This window comes from Streptomyces sp. B8-7 (assembly GCF_058833805.1).
This window is the reverse complement of record NZ_JBYRRL010000001.1, coordinates 1,751,821-1,766,976: the sequence shown is the minus strand read 5'-3', so window position 1 is coordinate 1,766,976 and position 15,156 is coordinate 1,751,821. Positions and strand designations below refer to the sequence as shown.

The 15,156-nt window shown below is 75.7% G+C and carries 11 protein-coding genes and 1 pseudogene; 7 read left to right on the top strand and 5 right to left on the bottom strand.

The window, feature by feature from the left end; genetic code table 11:
* Nucleotides 1-133: 133 nt before the first annotated feature.
* A complete protein-coding gene (locus AC5K6T_RS07390) occupies nt 134-1,894 on the bottom strand; it encodes an MFS transporter (RefSeq protein WP_493206680.1) in 1,761 nt (586 codons plus the stop codon).
* A gap of 258 nt (nt 1,895-2,152) precedes the next feature.
* Here AC5K6T_RS07390 and AC5K6T_RS07385 point away from each other — a divergent pair.
* A pseudogene (locus tag AC5K6T_RS07385) lies at nt 2,153-3,455 on the top strand (hypothetical protein).
* A 227-nt stretch (nt 3,456-3,682) separates the two neighbouring features.
* Nucleotides 3,683-4,717, top strand: a complete 1,035-nt coding sequence (locus AC5K6T_RS07380; protein WP_493206678.1) for a phosphatase PAP2 family protein — start codon at nt 3,683-3,685, stop codon at nt 4,715-4,717.
* Between the two features lie 183 nt (nt 4,718-4,900).
* Here the strand turns inward: AC5K6T_RS07380 and AC5K6T_RS07375 are convergent, their stop codons facing one another.
* The 3 genes from AC5K6T_RS07375 to AC5K6T_RS07365 all read right to left on the bottom strand — a co-directional run bounded on the left by AC5K6T_RS07375 (nt 4,901) and on the right by AC5K6T_RS07365 (nt 7,505).
* Nucleotides 4,901-5,116, bottom strand: coding sequence for an I78 family peptidase inhibitor (locus AC5K6T_RS07375; RefSeq protein WP_493206676.1), 216 nt, complete (start codon nt 5,114-5,116; stop codon nt 4,901-4,903).
* 558 nt (nt 5,117-5,674) lie between these two features.
* The gene (locus AC5K6T_RS07370; protein WP_493206674.1) at nt 5,675-6,967 is read right to left on the bottom strand and encodes an ABC transporter substrate-binding protein; all 1,293 of its coding nucleotides are present in this window, start codon (nt 6,965-6,967) and stop codon (nt 5,675-5,677) included.
* Nucleotides 6,936-7,505, bottom strand: coding sequence for an MTB12 C-terminal domain-containing protein (locus AC5K6T_RS07365; RefSeq protein ID WP_493206672.1), 570 nt, complete (start codon nt 7,503-7,505; stop codon nt 6,936-6,938). The genes AC5K6T_RS07370 and AC5K6T_RS07365 overlap by 32 nt, the downstream gene beginning before the upstream one ends.
* A gap of 130 nt (nt 7,506-7,635) precedes the next feature.
* On the opposite strand from AC5K6T_RS07365, the gene AC5K6T_RS07360 reads away from it, so the two are divergent.
* The 5 genes from AC5K6T_RS07360 (at nt 7,636) to AC5K6T_RS07340 (ending at nt 13,527) form a co-directional block, all read left to right on the top strand.
* Complete coding sequence (locus AC5K6T_RS07360) at nt 7,636-8,211, top strand: hypothetical protein (protein WP_493206670.1); 576 nt, start codon at nt 7,636-7,638, stop codon at nt 8,209-8,211.
* The gene (locus tag AC5K6T_RS07355) at nt 8,211-10,988 is read left to right on the top strand and encodes an ABC transporter permease subunit (RefSeq protein ID WP_493206668.1); all 2,778 of its coding nucleotides are present in this window, start codon (nt 8,211-8,213) and stop codon (nt 10,986-10,988) included. Before AC5K6T_RS07360 ends, AC5K6T_RS07355 begins: the two co-directional genes overlap by 1 nt.
* Entirely contained in the window at nt 10,985-11,626 is a 642-nt protein-coding gene (locus AC5K6T_RS07350; RefSeq protein ID WP_493206666.1) for an ATP-binding cassette domain-containing protein, read from the top strand. Before AC5K6T_RS07355 ends, AC5K6T_RS07350 begins: the two co-directional genes overlap by 4 nt.
* Before the next feature lie 465 nt (nt 11,627-12,091).
* Nucleotides 12,092-12,874: a DUF8842 C-terminal domain-containing protein gene (locus tag AC5K6T_RS07345; RefSeq protein ID WP_493206664.1), complete on the top strand. Its 783-nt coding sequence runs from the start codon at nt 12,092-12,094 to the stop codon at nt 12,872-12,874.
* Between the two features lie 293 nt (nt 12,875-13,167).
* On the top strand, nt 13,168-13,527 hold the full coding sequence (locus AC5K6T_RS07340; RefSeq protein WP_493206662.1) for a hypothetical protein: 360 nt from the start codon (nt 13,168-13,170) through the stop codon (nt 13,525-13,527).
* A 58-nt stretch (nt 13,528-13,585) separates the two neighbouring features.
* Here AC5K6T_RS07340 and der read toward each other — a convergent pair whose 3' ends face one another.
* Nucleotides 13,586-15,070, bottom strand: a complete 1,485-nt coding sequence (der, locus tag AC5K6T_RS07335) for a ribosome biogenesis GTPase Der (RefSeq protein ID WP_493206660.1) — start codon at nt 15,068-15,070, stop codon at nt 13,586-13,588.
* Between the last annotated feature and the right edge of the window lie 86 nt (nt 15,071-15,156).

Genomic DNA, 15,156 nt, shown 5'->3' with positions numbered 1-15,156 from the left:
GCTACGGCGCCCCGCCGACGACGTCCAGCCTGACCGGCCGGGCGGCGCTCCGGCGGCGGCCGGCGGCGGCCGGGCACGGCCGGTACCGGTCAGGAACCGGTCAGGTACCGGTCAGGTACCGGTCAGGAACCGGTCAGGCGGAGACGCGGGATCCGGTGACGCCGCGCGGCGCGGGCAGCCCCACCTCACCGGCCTCACCCGTGTCCGCGGCCCCGGGCGCCTCGCCCGCACGGCCCGTACCGCCCGCCGTGGCGACGGCCGTGGCAGCGCGGTCGGCGGCGCGACCGGGTGCGTGTCCGGCCGGACGGCCGGCGGACCCGGCGGCCTCGCCCGGCACACCGGCCTGACCCGCCTCACAGCTCATCACCCGCGGCAGCCGCAGCGCCATCACCGCGCCCAGCACCAGCAGGCCCGCGCTGACCAGCAGCGTCACATGCAGCCCGTGCACGAAGGAGTCGCGGGCCGCGTGCCGGAGACGGGCTCCGGCGTCGCCGCCCAGCCGCCCCGCCACCGCGTAGGCCTCCCCCAGGGAGTGTCCGGCGGCGGCCGAGGCGGTCCCCGGCACCCCGGGCACGGCGGCCACACCCGGGGTGTAGGCGGCGTTCATGACCGATCCCAGCAGGGCGATGCCGATGCCCGCGCCGAGCTGGTACGAGGTCTCGCCGATCGCGGCCGCCCCGCCGGCCTGCTCGGCCGGCGCCTCGCTCAGCATCGACTCGTACGCCCCGAACAGCGTCGTCTCCAGCCCGAAGCCGAGCAGCAGGAACCCGGCCAGCAGCAGCGCCGTGTTGTCGGCGCTGCCCATCCCGGTCAGCAGCAGCACGGCGGCCGCGGTGAGGCAGAACCCCGTGCTCACCATCCGCCGCGGCCCGAGCCCGCGCAGCATCCGCGCCCCGAACAGCCCGGCGGCCATCGCCGCCACGGTCAGCGGCAGCAGCCGCAGCCCCGTCTCCAGCGGCGACAGCCCGAGCACCAGCTGGAGGTACTGGGCCGCGATCAGTTCCAGCCCCACCAGGGCGAGCATGGCCAGGACGATGCACCCCACCGACGTACTGAACGCGGGCCGGCTGAACATCCGCAGGTCCACCAGCGGATGAGCGCGCCGCCGCTGGCGCCGCACGAACAGCACCAGCAGCACGGCGCCCGTCAGCAGCGGCACCGCGGTGAACACGCCGCCCACCCATTCCCCGCCGCCCAGGCGCTTCACGCCGAACACCACACCGAACAGCCCGACGGCGGCCATCAGGGCACCCGCGACGTCCCAGGGGCCGCGGCCGTCCCCCTTCGACTCGGGGAGCAGCATCCGCCCCACCGGCAGGCTGACCAGCATCAGGGGGATGTTCACCAGGAACACCGACCCCCACCAGAAGTGCTCCAGGAGGAAGCCGCCGAGCAACGGGCCGACGGCCGCTCCCACCGCGGCCACCGCGCTCCAGACGCCGATGGCGAGCGCCCTCTCCCGCCGGTCCGGGAACACCTGTCGCAGGATCGACAGCGTCGCCGGCATGATCATCGCCCCGCCCACGCCGAGCAGCGCCCGCGCGAGGATCAGCGTCTGCGGATCGGGCGCGAAGGCGGCGAGCGCGGAGGCGACGCCGAACAGCGTGTAGCCGAGGAGCAGGACGCGCCGGCGGCCGACACGGTCGCCGAGCGTGCCGAACAGGATCAGCAGTGACGCGCAGACCAGCGGATAGGTGTCGACGATCCAGAGCAGTTCGACGGCGCCGGGCCGCAGGTCCTCGGTGACGGCGGGCACGGCCACGTGCAGCACGGTCGCGTCGACGGCGACGAGGAGCAGGCTGGTGCAGAGGACCACGAGGACGACCCAGCGGTTGGCACCGGCCCCGGCCGCCCGGCGGTGCGCACGCGGGGCAGCCGTGGTCGTCCCGGACATGTACGTACCTCCCAGATGTCCCTCGCGTGCGGCGGGCTCACGGGGTGGGGACTCCCCGTGACGACGGCCGGAGAGGAGCGGGGGCTCCGGCCCGCGCTGCGGACACGCGAGATCCGTCAGCGTACGCGAGTTCGCGCCTCGGTCGCGTGGCGGAACTCTCACCCGTGTCCCGGAACCGGTGTGGCGTGCGCCACGATCCGCGCCTTGTGCCACGTCAGAGGGGCTGTGGCGGCCCGGACGCACCGGATAATCGAGCCCGTGACCGATCTCGACACGCGCGTGGCACCGGCCCCGGGGGCCCTGCGGCGGGCGGCCCCGGCCCTTCTGGGGTACGCGGCCGTCCGCGCGCTGGGCCTGCTGGTCCTGGCCGTCTGGAGCGCCGCGCGCGGCGGGAGCGCGCACACGCTGCTGACCGCCCGCTGGGACTCCCTCTGGTACACGCGGGTGGCCGAACTGGGCTACGGCTACGAGGTGCGGCTGCCCGGCGGCGACGTGCATTCCAACCTGGCGTTCTTCCCGCTGCTGCCGTGGCTGGAGCGGGCCCTGCACGCGGTGGGCCCGCTGTCGTACGCCGACGCGGGTCTCGTGGTGTCGCTGACCGCCTCGCTCGCCGCGGCGTGGGGGATCTTCGCGGTCGCCGACCACCTGTACGGCGCGCGGGCGCCGGGTGGGGGTGTACGCGGTGCTGCTGTGGGCGGCGCTGCCGGTCGGGATCGTGCAGTCGATGGCGTACAGCGAGTCCCTGTTCACCGCGCTGGCCGCGTGGTCGCTGTACGCGGTGCTCACCGGGCGCTGGGTCACCGCGGGCACGCTGGCCGCACTGGCGGGACTGACCCGGCCGGTGGGCCTGGCGGTGGTCGCGGCGGTGTGGGCGGCGGGGATCGCCGCCGGGGTGCGGCGGTCACCCTCGGCCGCCCGCCGGGTTCCCTCTTTCGCGGGGACTTCCACGAGGCCGGCCGCGGGGCTCCGGTCACGGGCCGGGGGCGCGGGCGCCGCCCCCGGCGCGCCGCGCAGGCCGTACGCCCCCTCCGCGCCGTCCGAGGAGGCCGGCCGAGGCGCACCGGCCGCGCGACGCGCCCTGGGCATGCTGCTCGCGCCCCTCGGCGCCGCCGGGTACGTGCTGTGGGTCGGCCGGCGCACCGGCAAGGGCCTCTTCGGCTATCTGGACGTCCAGGCGGGCTGGCGCAACGGCTTCGACGGCGGGTACGCCTTCGCCCGCTTCGTCGCCGGCAGGTTCACCTCCGTCCCGGGCACGCTGGCGGGCACCGCGCTGATCGCCGGGGTCGCGCTGGTGATCGGGCTGTACGTGGCGGGTGTACGGCAGCGGCAGCCGCTGCCGCTGCTGGTCTACACGGGCACGGTCACCGCGCTGGCGCTGTGCGCGTCGAGCTACTTCGGCTCCAAACCCCGGCTGCTGATGCCGGCGTTCCCCCTGCTGCTGCCGCTCGCCCTGGCGCTGGCCCGGACCCGTCCGCGCAGGTCCGCCCTGCTGCTGACGGCGCTCGCCGTGCTCTCGGCCGGGTACGGCGCCCTCTGGTTGAACGGCTCCGGTCCGCCGTGACGCACCGCGCACATCCGGTGAATTCCAGCCGATGTCACGGTGAACCCATGTGAACGAGCGGAAAAACCCCGGGGTGGAATGATCAAAGGAATTGAAGGACCGCAGTCCACGTCATTTCGGAATGCCTGGAAATTGCCCCCCTCCTGAGAGGAATCCCACATCACATCGTCATTACGAAGCCCGTGCTTCCGCGAGTCGGCTAGCTCACTCGCTGTAACGTCGATTGCGTGCGTACCGAACAACCGAAGCCGACGCGGCTCGACCGGATCTTCGCCAGACTGGACCGCGAACCCGATCGGCCCGTCCTCGACGTGCCGCGGATGACGCGGCACCGTGTGGTGCTCTTCGGCGCGACCTCGGCCTTCTACCTCGCGATCGTGCTCGCCGTGGCGGCCGGCAGCTGGCTGGTCCGGATCGACTGGCAGGCCATGCTCTTCCGGCCCTACCAGCAGTGGCCGGAGATCCACGCCTTCCTGGACTACTGGGTGGTCCTGGGCCAGCGCGGCCCGACGGCCGTGATGGTGGCGGCCTGGCTCGGCTGGCGCTCCTGGCGGCAGCGCACACTGCGCCCCCTGCTGGCCTTCGGCGCGGCCGTCCTGCTGCTGAACGTCACCGTCGGCGCCGTGAAGTACGGCCTCGGCCGCTCGGGACCGCACTACGCGACCGAGGTCGGCTCGAACGAGATGTGGCACTGGTTCCAGGCCGGAAGCGACATATTTCCCTCCGGGCACACCGCCAACGCGGTCGTCACCTGGGGCATCCTCGCCTACCTGGCCTCCACGCCCTGGACCCGGCGCTGGCTGTCGGCGCTGTCCGCCGTGCTCTCCCTGAGCGTCGGCCTCACCACCGTCTACCTGGGCACGCACTGGCTGAGCGACGTGCTGCTGGGCTGGGCCGCGGGCCTGCTGGTGCTGCTCGCGCTGCCCTGGTTCGAGCCGCTGATCTCCCGCACCGAGGCGTTCCTGCTGGACCTGCGCGACCGCTGGCTCGCCGCGCGTGGCGGCACGGTGCCCGCACCCGTTCCGGTCCCGGCCGGCGCCGTGCCCGCGGACACGGAGAGCGGCGAGGCGGCGCCGGTGCGCGAGACCGTCCCCTCGGCGGCCGCCCGGACCGGGCGCACCCCCGTGTACCTGGCACCCGGACCGCACACGACCCGCGCCGAGCGCACGCCGGTCACCCCGGTCGGCAGCCGCCGTCCGCCGCACGCCGACCGCCATCCGCGGGGCGCGAGCTCCGCGTCCCGCCCGCTCACCGGCGGCTGACCCCCCTCACCCGCGGGGCGGCCCCGTACGCACCGTGCCCGCGCCGTGCATGCCCCGGCTCCCCCTGACGGGAGCCGGGGCATGCGGCGTCGTACCGCCGCGGCGCGAGGACGTCCGGCAGAGCTGCGCGGCCCGGGACCGGCCGGACCAGGCAGGTCAGGCAGGTCAGGCAGGTCAGGCAGGTCAGCCCTTCCAGGCGCGGGTCACGCGACCCGCGCGGACCTCGAAGTTCAGGCGCCCCTGGCGGTACTCCATCGTGACGATCGTCCCCGGCGGCAGCGAGCGCACCGTCGTCCAGCCCCGCCGGCGCGCGAGCTGCTCCGCGTCGGCGGCGTCGAGGCCGACGTACGCCTCCGGTGCGTCCTGGGGTTCGGCGGCGGGTTCCGGTGTCGGTGCCATGCCGCCACGCTAGGCGCTGAGTCCCGGAGCCGGAAGGGCGGCCGGAGCGCCCGGGCGAGGGCGGCCCCTGGGGGGGCGGGCCGCGGACCCGGCCCGCACGGACCGCACGGAGCTCACCGGCCACGCGGCCCGCACACCGGCGGCGGGCGGACACACCGCGTGACGGTCCCGCTCCGGTCACACTTCTGTCACAGCATCACGACACGAGTTTCCTTCGAACTCCCTCACACGAGTGGGCGCTCCTCTCCGCCTTCCGGTGGTGTTCCGAAACCCTTCCACAGTGCCTTCATCAGGCCTTCCGCCGCCTTCCAGGAGCCTCTCCAGAGTCTTCCCGGGGCCTTCCCGGGGCCTTACCGGGGCCTTACCGATCCGGGGGTGCGCAATTTCCGCGCGCGGTCCGGGAGGCCGGAATTCGACCGTGGGGAGTTCCTCCGGAACGCCCGCCGGTACCGTTGCTTTTCGATTCTGTGCGGGGCCCCGCGAGGCGCCCGCCCCACCCGCGAAACGGCCCGGCGCGGCATCCCGGCGCCCCCTGAGACGCGGGGTGTGCGAGGCCCCTCAGGGACGGTAGGGCAGCTGGGGCACGTCGAAGCAGGTGCGGGTCATCTCGCCCTGGGAGACCCAGCCGGCGCCGTCCCTCCAGCGGGCCACGGACAGGCAGGTCCGGCGGGTGTGCGGCGGCTCGGCCAGCCGCTCGAACACCACCGGCAGCAGCAGCCCGTCGGCGGTGTACCCCTCGCTGCGGTTCATGTAGTCGTCGACGCAGCGGCGGGTGACGCCCGTCGCCGCGCAGGACGTGGCCGCCTCGGTGAACCACCGGGCCGCGGCCCACCCCTCCAGCTGCCACTGGGTGTGCGTGCCGAACCCCTTCGTCGCGTCGCGGAACTCCCGCACGGCCGGCTGGGAGGTGTCCTCGAAGTTGCGGCTGGAGCCGGTCGCCCACAGGGCGTTGCGGCAGCGCGGCGCGTCCCGGTACTCCTCCGCGACGGCGGACGTCCAGTTCTGCACGTTGGTGACCTTGGCGGTGACGTCGGCGCCGACGTCGTCCATCGCCGCGCACAGCCGGGCGTTTCCATGGCTGTCGATGGCGTCGAAGACGACGTCGGCGCCCTGGTTCTTCAGGTCGGCCGCGACCGCGCGGAAGTTGGGCAGCGCGAAGTCGACCTGCTCGGTCACGACCCGGTACCCCTCGGCCTTCAGGCCCCGCTCGATCAGGCGGGCGTAGGCGGCGGACGCGGCCTGGTTGTAGGAGACGACGGCGGCGGTGCGGGCGCCGTGCTCCCGCTTGAAGTAGCGGTAGACCTCGGTGCCTCCGTACAGCGTGCCGTCCCAGCCGGGAGTGCCGTCGCGGGGCGCGAGGCTGCCGTAGATGCCGTACAGGTGGGGCCAGGTGTCGTAGGCGGCGCCGATGGGCTGGCCGCCGATGTCGGGCACGCCCGCACCGGACACCCGGGGGGCGCCCGCGTAGTCGAGGGCGGTGGTCGCGACCAGGGCGACGACCCGGTCCTCGTCGACGAGGCGGTGCACACACGTGTTGTTGCCCGCGCCACTGCCGCCGTCGTCGCACTCGCGCACCTCCACGCGGCGCCCCGCGATGCCGCCGCGCGCGTTGAGCTGCTCGAACCAGGCCTTCGCCCCGTCCCGCGGCCCGGTGAACGCTCCGCCGCCCACGGGGCTGGTGGCGCTGGTGAGGATGCCGACCCGGATCGGCGCGGCGGACGGCGCGGACGTGCCGCGGTCGCGGTGTGTGAAGTCGCTCTCCGGCAGACGGCTGCCGCAGGCGGCCGCGAACAGCGTCAGCAGGGCCGCGGCGGCGGCCTCAGCAGCCCGGGATCGGCGACTGGGTCGCACTGCCGGTCCGGCTCAGCTCGACCAGCGCGCACAGGGTGTTGGCCGACACCTTCCAGGTGCCGCCCTCCACGACCGCGGTCCCGGACGCACCGGGCAGCACGGTCTGGCCCTGGAGGGTGAGCGAGTACGTCACCTCGGCCTCGGTCGGCGAGGTGAACCGGACGTCCTCGACCTGCGCCTGGACCTGGCCGCCGCGCTCGTCACCGCTGAACGCCTGGAGCACCGGGCCCATCTGCTCGCCGTTCTCCAGGACGGCCTGCTTGTCCGCCAGGGCGGTCTCCGGGGCGAAGAACGTCTGCCAGTTCGCCCTGATCTCCGCCTCCGCCGCCTGCGGGTCGACCGGCTGCGCGGCCGAGGGCTCGCCGGTCGTGGCGGTAGCGGTCGTGGCGGGCGAACTGCTCGCGCCGCCACCGCCGTCGTCACCGCACGCGGTGAGGGCCGGGGCGAGGAACAGCAGCAGAGCGGCCGCCAGGGCCGTCGCCGTCCGTCGTCCGCGCCGCGCCGTCCCCCACCTGATGAGGTCGCTCCCGAGAACCATCTGGCTCACCACCGGGTGTCGGTCCGGGCCATGGGCGCCCGGTTCTTTCAGGGTCAGCTTCCGGAAGGCATAGTGCAAGCCATCGGGCGATGTGGACATACCGCCGACACCGGACGTGTGGGAGCCGACCATGCCGACGTTCAGGCCGACCCTCAGGTCGGTGCCGAGGACAACCCGGACGTGGCTCACGCATCCCGTCCCGGTGGCGGGTTGCGCCGCCCTCGTGATCGGCGCGGTGCTGTGCGTCGTGGGCTGGTACGGCGTCTCGGGCGAGCGGTTCGCCGAGCGCCAGCTGCCGTATCTGGCCTCCTGCACGATTCCCGGTGCCGCCCTGATCGTCGCGGGTGCGGTGCTGCTCGCCCGCGGCCGGGACGCGGCCGCCGCCGCCCGGGTGGAGGAGCTGTACACGCTGCTCACGGCGCCCGGCCCCGCCGGGGCGGAGCAGCGGGGCACAGCGGGCGCCCCGGGCCCGGCGGACGTCGCGGGCCCGGCCGGCGTCGCGGGCCCGGTGAGCCCGGCGGACGTCCCGGGGCCGGTCGCGGTGGCCCGGGAGCTGCGCGCGGTGCCGGGCGGCGCCCTGTTCCACCGGGCGGACTGCCCGCTGGTGGCGGACCGGGCGGACGCCGTACCGGTGGACGCGCGGAGGGTGGCCCACGGCGGGCTGGCGCCCTGCCCGATCTGCCGGCCCACAACGGCGGACGCCTGATGTCCACGCTCACCTACGACCTGACACTGGCCGGCCTGTCCGTCGGCGGCGCGGCCGCGCTCACCGGCATCGGGCTGATCGTCACCTACCGCGCGACAGGCGTACTGAACGTCGCCCACGGCGCGATCGCCATGGTGTGCGCCTACCTGCTGCGGCAGTGCGTGGTGGTGTGGGGCTGGCCGCTGTGGCTGGGCACGGTGGTGACGCTGCTGGTCGTGGCGCCGGGTATCGGGGTGCTGCTGGAGCGCTTCGTCTTCCGGCCGCTGTCGGTGCTCGGCGCCGGCCCGGCGCAGACCCTGGTGGCCTCCATCGGGGTGTTCGTGCTGCTGGTCGGCGGCGCCGCCCTGGTGTGGGGGCCGGGCGCGCGCGCCGACGTGCCGGAACCGCTGCCGGCCGGGCCGTGGGGGCGGCTCGCGTTCGTGGTCCTGCTCGCGACGGCCGTCGGGGCGGTCCTGCGCGGCTCCGCCGGGTGGCCGGGCACACCGCGCGGGACGCGGTTCGGACGGGAGCTGCGGGCCGTGGTGGACGACCGCGGGCTGGCCGTGCTCGCGGGGGTCGACGCGGACCGGGTGGCGGCGGCCGGCTGGGCGTTCGGCTCGTTCACGGCCGGTCTGACGGGAGTCCTGCTGGCGCCCTACGTGCGGCTGGACCCGTACGGCCTGCCGCTGCTGGTGCTGGAGGTGCTGGGCGTCGCGGTGGCCGCGCGGATGCGCAGCCTGCCGGTGGCGGTGGGGGTGGCGCTCGGCATCGGGGTGGCGCAGAGCCAGCTGACCCGGCTGCACCCGGCGGGCTGGGGCGAGCCGCTGCTGCGGGCGGTGGGCGCCAACCTGTTCGTTCTGGCGCTGCTGGCGGCCGCGCTGGTGCTGCCGGGGGTGGGCGCCCGTGAGGCTCCGCCCCGCCCGGCGCCCGCGCGGATGCCCCTCCCGCCGGGCGCGGGGTGGGTGGCGGCGGCGCTGTTCCTGCTGCCGCTGGGCTTCGCGGGCACCGACCTGCACACCGCGGTGCAGGTGCCGGCGCTGGCGGTGGTGCTGCTGTCGCTGGTGGTGGTGACCGGCCGGGGCGGTCAGATCTCGCTCGGGCAGGCGGCGTACGCGGGTCTGGGCGCCCTGTTCACCGCGCAGCTCGCGGCGGGACGCTTCCCCGGGCTGCCGCGCCTGCCGGAGCTGACGGCGCTCGCGGTGGCGGTGCTGCTGGTGGCCCCGCTGGGCGTGCTGACCGGCTGGCCGGCCATCGGCCGCCGCGGGCTGTCGCTGGCGCTGGCGACGTTCGCGGTGGGCGTCGCGGTGAGCCGCTTCGTCCTCGACCAGCCGTACGCCACCCACGGGCTGGCGCTCGGCCGCCCGGCGGGCTTCGCCGCGGACCGCGCCTACTACGTGCTGGAACTGCTGCTGCTGGCGGGCGCGCTGCTGGTGGTGCGGGCGCTGCGCGGGGGCCGTACCGGCCGGGCGCTGGCGGCGGTGCGCGACCACGAGGGCGGCGCGGCCGCGGCCGGGGTCCGGGTGCCCTCCCTGAAGCTGCTGGCGTTCGTGGCGGGCGCCGCGCTGGCCGCCCTCGGCGGGGGGCTGCTCGGCATGGGGCTGCGGGCCTTCGACCCGGGCGTGTACGACCCCGTCCGGAGCCTGCTGTGGTTCGCCGCGGTCGTCGTCCTCGGCGCCGACAGCGCCCTGGGCGCCCTCGCCGCCGCGGCCCTCCTGGTCGGCCTGGACGCGGGCACCCGGGGCGGGGTGGCCGCGGCACTGATCGGCGTGCTGGCGGTGCTGGTGGGCCGCTTCCCGGGCGGGCCGTACGCGGCGCTGCGGGCGGCGGTGGCGGGCCGGCGTCCGGCGGCGGCCCGGCTGACGCCGGCGGGCGAGCGGGTGCGGGCGGCCCTGCGCGAGCGCGCGCCGGCCCCCGCGGCGCCGGCCGGCGGCGGCCCGCCGTTCGCCGGGGTGCCGCCGTCCGCCCGCACCCCGTCGGCGGCCCACCCGCCGTCCGGCGCCCCGGCGGCCGCCCCGGCCGGCCGGGCGCCGTCGCCCGCCGGGACCGTCCCGCCCGGCCGGATGCCCGCGGCGCCGGGCGGCACGGCACCGCTGCGGCGGCGGACCACCGCGGCACGGCCCGTGCTGACCGCCCGCGGCCTGCACGTCCGCTACGGCGCGTTCACCGCGCTCGACGGCGTCGGACTGGACGTGCCGGCCGGCCGGGTCACGGCGGTCGTCGGCCCCAACGGCGCCGGGAAGAGCACCCTGTTCGACTGCCTGGCCGGCACGCTGCGCCCGGTGCGCGGACAGGTGCTCCTCGACGGACGGAACATCACCCGGCTGCCCGCGTACACCCGCAGACGCCTCGGGGTGGCCCGCACCTTCCAGCAGCTGGCGGTGTTCCCCTCGCTCACGGTCGCCGAGAACGTCCGGGTGGGCGCCGAGCAGGCCCGCGGCGGGCCGGACGCGGCCGCGCACGCCCTGGCCCTGTTCGGACTCGCCGGGGTCCGCGGCTCGCCGGCCGCGGACCTGCCCACGGGCACCCTGCGCCGGGTGGAGCTCGCCCGCGCCGTCGCCGCGGCTCCCCGCGTCCTGCTGCTCGACGAGCCCGCGGCGGGCCTGGACGGCACGGAGGTCGAGGCGCTGGCCCGGATCCTCGCGGCGCTCGCCGCCGACGGCACGGCGCTGCTCGTCGTCGAGCACGACCTCGGCCTGGTCTCCGGACTCGCCGACGTGGTGCATGTGCTGGAGGCGGGCCGGGTCGTCGCCAGTGGGCCGCCGGACAGCGTCCTGCACGCGGCGGAGGCCGGCGGATGACCCTGTCGCTGCGGCACGCGCGCGTGCGCTACGGCCCCCTCGAAGCCCTGCACGACGTCACCCTCGCCGCGCCCTCCCCCGGCCTGACGGTGCTCCTGGGCCGCAACGGCTCCGGCCGCTCCACGGTGCTTCGGGCGCTCGCCGGGACCGTGCCGCTGTCCGGCGGGTCGGTCGTCTGGGACGGCGAGGACGTCACGGCGCTGACCGCGTACCGCCGGGCGCGCCGCGGGCTGCGCCTGGTGCCCGAGCGGCAGGCCGTGTTCGGCTCCCTGACGGTCCGCGAGAACCTGGAGCTGACCACCGCCGCCGGGTACGAGCCGGCCCTTGCGGCCTATCCGCAGCTCGCCCCGCTGCTGGCCCGCCGGGCGGGCACCCTGTCGGGCGGGGAGCAGCGGATGCTGGCCCTGGCGGGCGCGTTGTGCTCCGGGGCGCGCGTGGTGCTGGCCGACGAGCCCGCGCAGGGCATGTCGCCGCCGGCCGCGGCCCGCACCTACGAGCTGCTGGCGGGGCTGGACGCGTGCGTGGTCGTCGCCGAGCAGCGGCTGCCGGCGGCGCTGCGCGGCGGGCCCGGCGTCGTGTACGTCCTGCGCCGGGGCGCGGTGGTGTTCGGCGGGGAGGCGGCGGAGTGGGAGCGGTGAGGCGTCGCCCTCCGGCGGACCCCACCGGTGCCGGCGCCGGCCGCCGGTACGGGCACCGGCTCCCGGCCTCGCCCGGATCCGGGCGGGTCCCTTCCGGCGGGCGGACCGGGGCGGGGCCCGTCGCGGTGGGCGGATCGCCGACCGCGTTTCGCGCCGGACCGGTTCGGGCCCGCCCGAGGCGTCGCGGGCCGGCGGGCGACCTCGTCCGCCGCGTTCCGGTTCCGACCGTGTCGGCCCTGTGCTGTGATCGCCTGTGTTCCCTCGCGCCGGGACAAGTGCGGTGCGGGTGCGCCTGCTTGACGGAGTGTGACCGGGTGTGACCGGGTTCCCGCACGGAGGCGGCCGCGCCGGGCGGACGGTCCGATTCCGTTCGTCGTGCAGCGTGACCACCGCCGCGGCCGGCCCGTTGTCATCTCCAGGAGGCCGCCCGGCCTCGCCAGACCCAGCATCCCCAGGGAGCCACCCGTGCCGCGCATGCTCGACCTCAGTGACGAGGTACGCGCCGAGATCGGCGACGAAGAAGCAGACCGGCTGCTCGCCGGAGACAACGCCCCCGGCAGCTACGACTGCACGTCCTGCCGCACCCCGGGCGACTCCGCGCAGGAGCCCACCAGCACCGTCCTGTTCGTCGGGGAGGAGACGGCCGTGCTGGCCTTCGCCCACTCCGGCTGCCTGCCCTCGCAGGTCGTCCAGGTCACCGAGGAGCAGCTGCGCGGGGCCGTGCGCTCGATCAACGGCGACGCGGCCGACCTGGAGCCCCAGAAGTCCGTGCCGGAGCAGGCGGTGCTCGGGGTGACCAGCGGGCTCATGCTGATCGCCGGAGAACTGCACCCCGCGCTCGTCGTCGAGCCGACCGGGCCGGTGGTGCGGCCCGGCTCCACCACGGCCGGCGACGACTTCCTTCCGCTCCTCATCGAGCAGGGCTTCATGCCGGTCACCGAGCTGTCCGCGGCACCCCCCGTGCAGCACGGCTGGTCGGTGCTGCTGGCCATGGGGCAGCTGCACGCGGTGCTGCAGCCGGGCCCGAACGGCGGCCAGCCGGTGGCCTGGTGGCAGGCGCACCAGCCGCTGCAGGTCACCGACGGCTGGCGGACCGCCGCCAACAAGCACCAGCAGGTGCTGATGTTCGCCGCGCCGGCCGGGTCGATCGGCCGCCAGCCGCGCGAGGACCTGCTGCGCGACGCGCTGGACAAGGCCGCGGCGGGCGGCAAGCTGGTCGGTGCGGCCCTGCCGCTGGCCGGCACCTGACCGCCGGTCCGCACGAATCACACGGATCACGCGGATCACGCGAGCCGCGGCGGCCGCCGATCCCCGCCCTTTCCCCCCTTTCCCCCCTTTCCCCCCTCTCTCCCCTCTCTCCCCTCTCTCTCCTCCCCCCTCTCCCCCCCTTCGCCCGGTCCTCCGCCCCGCCCGGCCGGACTCGTGGCCCGGTCCTCGCGTGGTCCGCAGACCGGGGCGCGCACCGGCCGACCCGCGGCGCGCACGCCGGCGCACGCGACCGGGCACCGCATCTCTTTCGGTGCCCGGTCGTTTGGACATGCGTGCACGCATACGAGGTCCCCCGCCGCCAGGTTCCCCCGCCGATCCCGTCCGCACGAGCGGCGACCGACGGCGGCCCCTCGGCCACCCCCATCTACGACGCGCTCTACGCCGAGTACGTGAAGACGTTCCGCTCGCTGCCGGGTGACCGCAGCGGCGAGGAGGAGCTCGGCTTCAGTGCCTTCGGCAGCCGTCCGTCCGGGTCGTTCAGCAGCTCGTACAGCGCCTACAGCGCGGGCGCGAACAGCGCGCGGCACGGGATCGGACAGCAGTCCCAGTGGCAGCGCGTCGGCCAGTTCGGCCAGCACGGCACCATGACCCACGTTCCGGCCGCACTGCCGCCCGCCGTCCGCGGCATCTGACCCGCCGGGCCGGGCGCGCGACGCCCGGACGTGCCCGTGTCCCGTCCTCTGCGGCCGGCTACTTCCTCTTCGCGCCGCGCTTCTCGCGGACCCGCACCGAGAGGTGGATCGGGGTGCCCTCGAAGCCGAACTCCTCGCGCAGCCGGCGTTCGATGAAGCGCCGGTAGCCCGCCTCGATGAAACCGGAGGCGAACAGCACGAACCGCGGCGGCCTGGTGCCGGCCTGGGTGCCGAAGAGGATGCGCGGCTGCTTGCCGCCCCGGACCGGGTGCGGGTGCGCCGCGACCAGTTCCCCCAGGAAGGCGTTCAGCCTCCCGGTCGGGACCCGCGTCTCCCAGCCCGCTAGGGCCGTCTCGATCGCCGGCACCAGCTTCTCCATGTGGCGGCCGGTGCGCGCCGAGACGTTCACCCGGGGTGCCCAGGCGACCTGGCCGAGTTCGGTCTCGATCTCCCGCTCCAGGTAGTAGCGGCGCTCCTCGTCGAGGGTGTCCCACTTGTTGAAGGCCACCACCACGGCGCGCCCGGCCTCCACCGCCATCGTCACGATGCGCTGGTCCTGTACGGAGATGTTCTCGGAGGCGTCGATCAGGATGACCGCGACCTCCGCCTTCTCCACCGCGGCCGCGGTGCGCAGCGAGGCGTAGTAGTCGGCGCCCTGCTGGAGGTGGACGCGCTTGCGGATACCGGCGGTGTCGACGAACTTCCAGGTCGTGCCGCCCAGTTCGATCAGCTCGTCGACCGGGTCGCGGGTGGTGCCGGCGAGTTCGTTGACGACGACGCGCTCCTCGCCCGCCACCTTGTTCAGCAGCGAGGACTTGCCGACGTTCGGACGCCCGATCAGCGCGATGCGGCGCGGGCCGCCGATCCCGGCGCCGCCGAAGCTCTGCTCCGGCGCCTCGGGCAGCGCCTCCAGGACGGCGTCCAGCATGTCGCCGGTCCCCCGGCCGTGCAGCGCCGACACCGGGTGCGGCTCGCCCAGGCCCAGCGACCACAGGTAGGCGGCGTCCGCCTCACCGCTCGGGCCGTCGACCTTGTTGGCGCAGAGCACCACGGGCTTGCCGGCCTTGCGCAGCAGCCGTACCACCGCCGCGTCGGTGTCGGTGGCGCCGACCTTGGCGTCCACCACGAACACGACGGCGTCGGCCGCGTCGATCGCGAACTCGGCCTGCGCGGCCACGGAGGCGTCGATGCCGGCGACATCCTGCTCCCAGCCGCCGGTGTCGACGACCTTGAAGCGGCGGCCCGCCCACTCGGCCTCGTACGTGACCCGGTCCCGGGTGACGCCCGGCCGGTCCTCGACGACGGCCTCGCGGCGGCCGATGATCCGGTTCACCAGGGTCGACTTGCCGACGTTGGGGCGGCCGACGACGGCGAGCACCGGCAGCGGGCCGTGGCCGGCCTCGTCGATGGCGCCCTCGACGTCCTCGACGTCGAAGCCCTCTTCCACGGCGAGCTCCATGAACTCCGCGTACTCGGCGTCGCCGAGCGCCCCGTGGTCGTACTCGTGCTCGGCCGAGCCATCGGGCTGGATGTGGTCGTTCATGAAGTCCGTACCTCGTTCATCGTGGTGATCGGTGGGCCTCCCGGCAAGGGTGATCCACTACTCAGTGTCGCCCAGCGCCCGGTGGG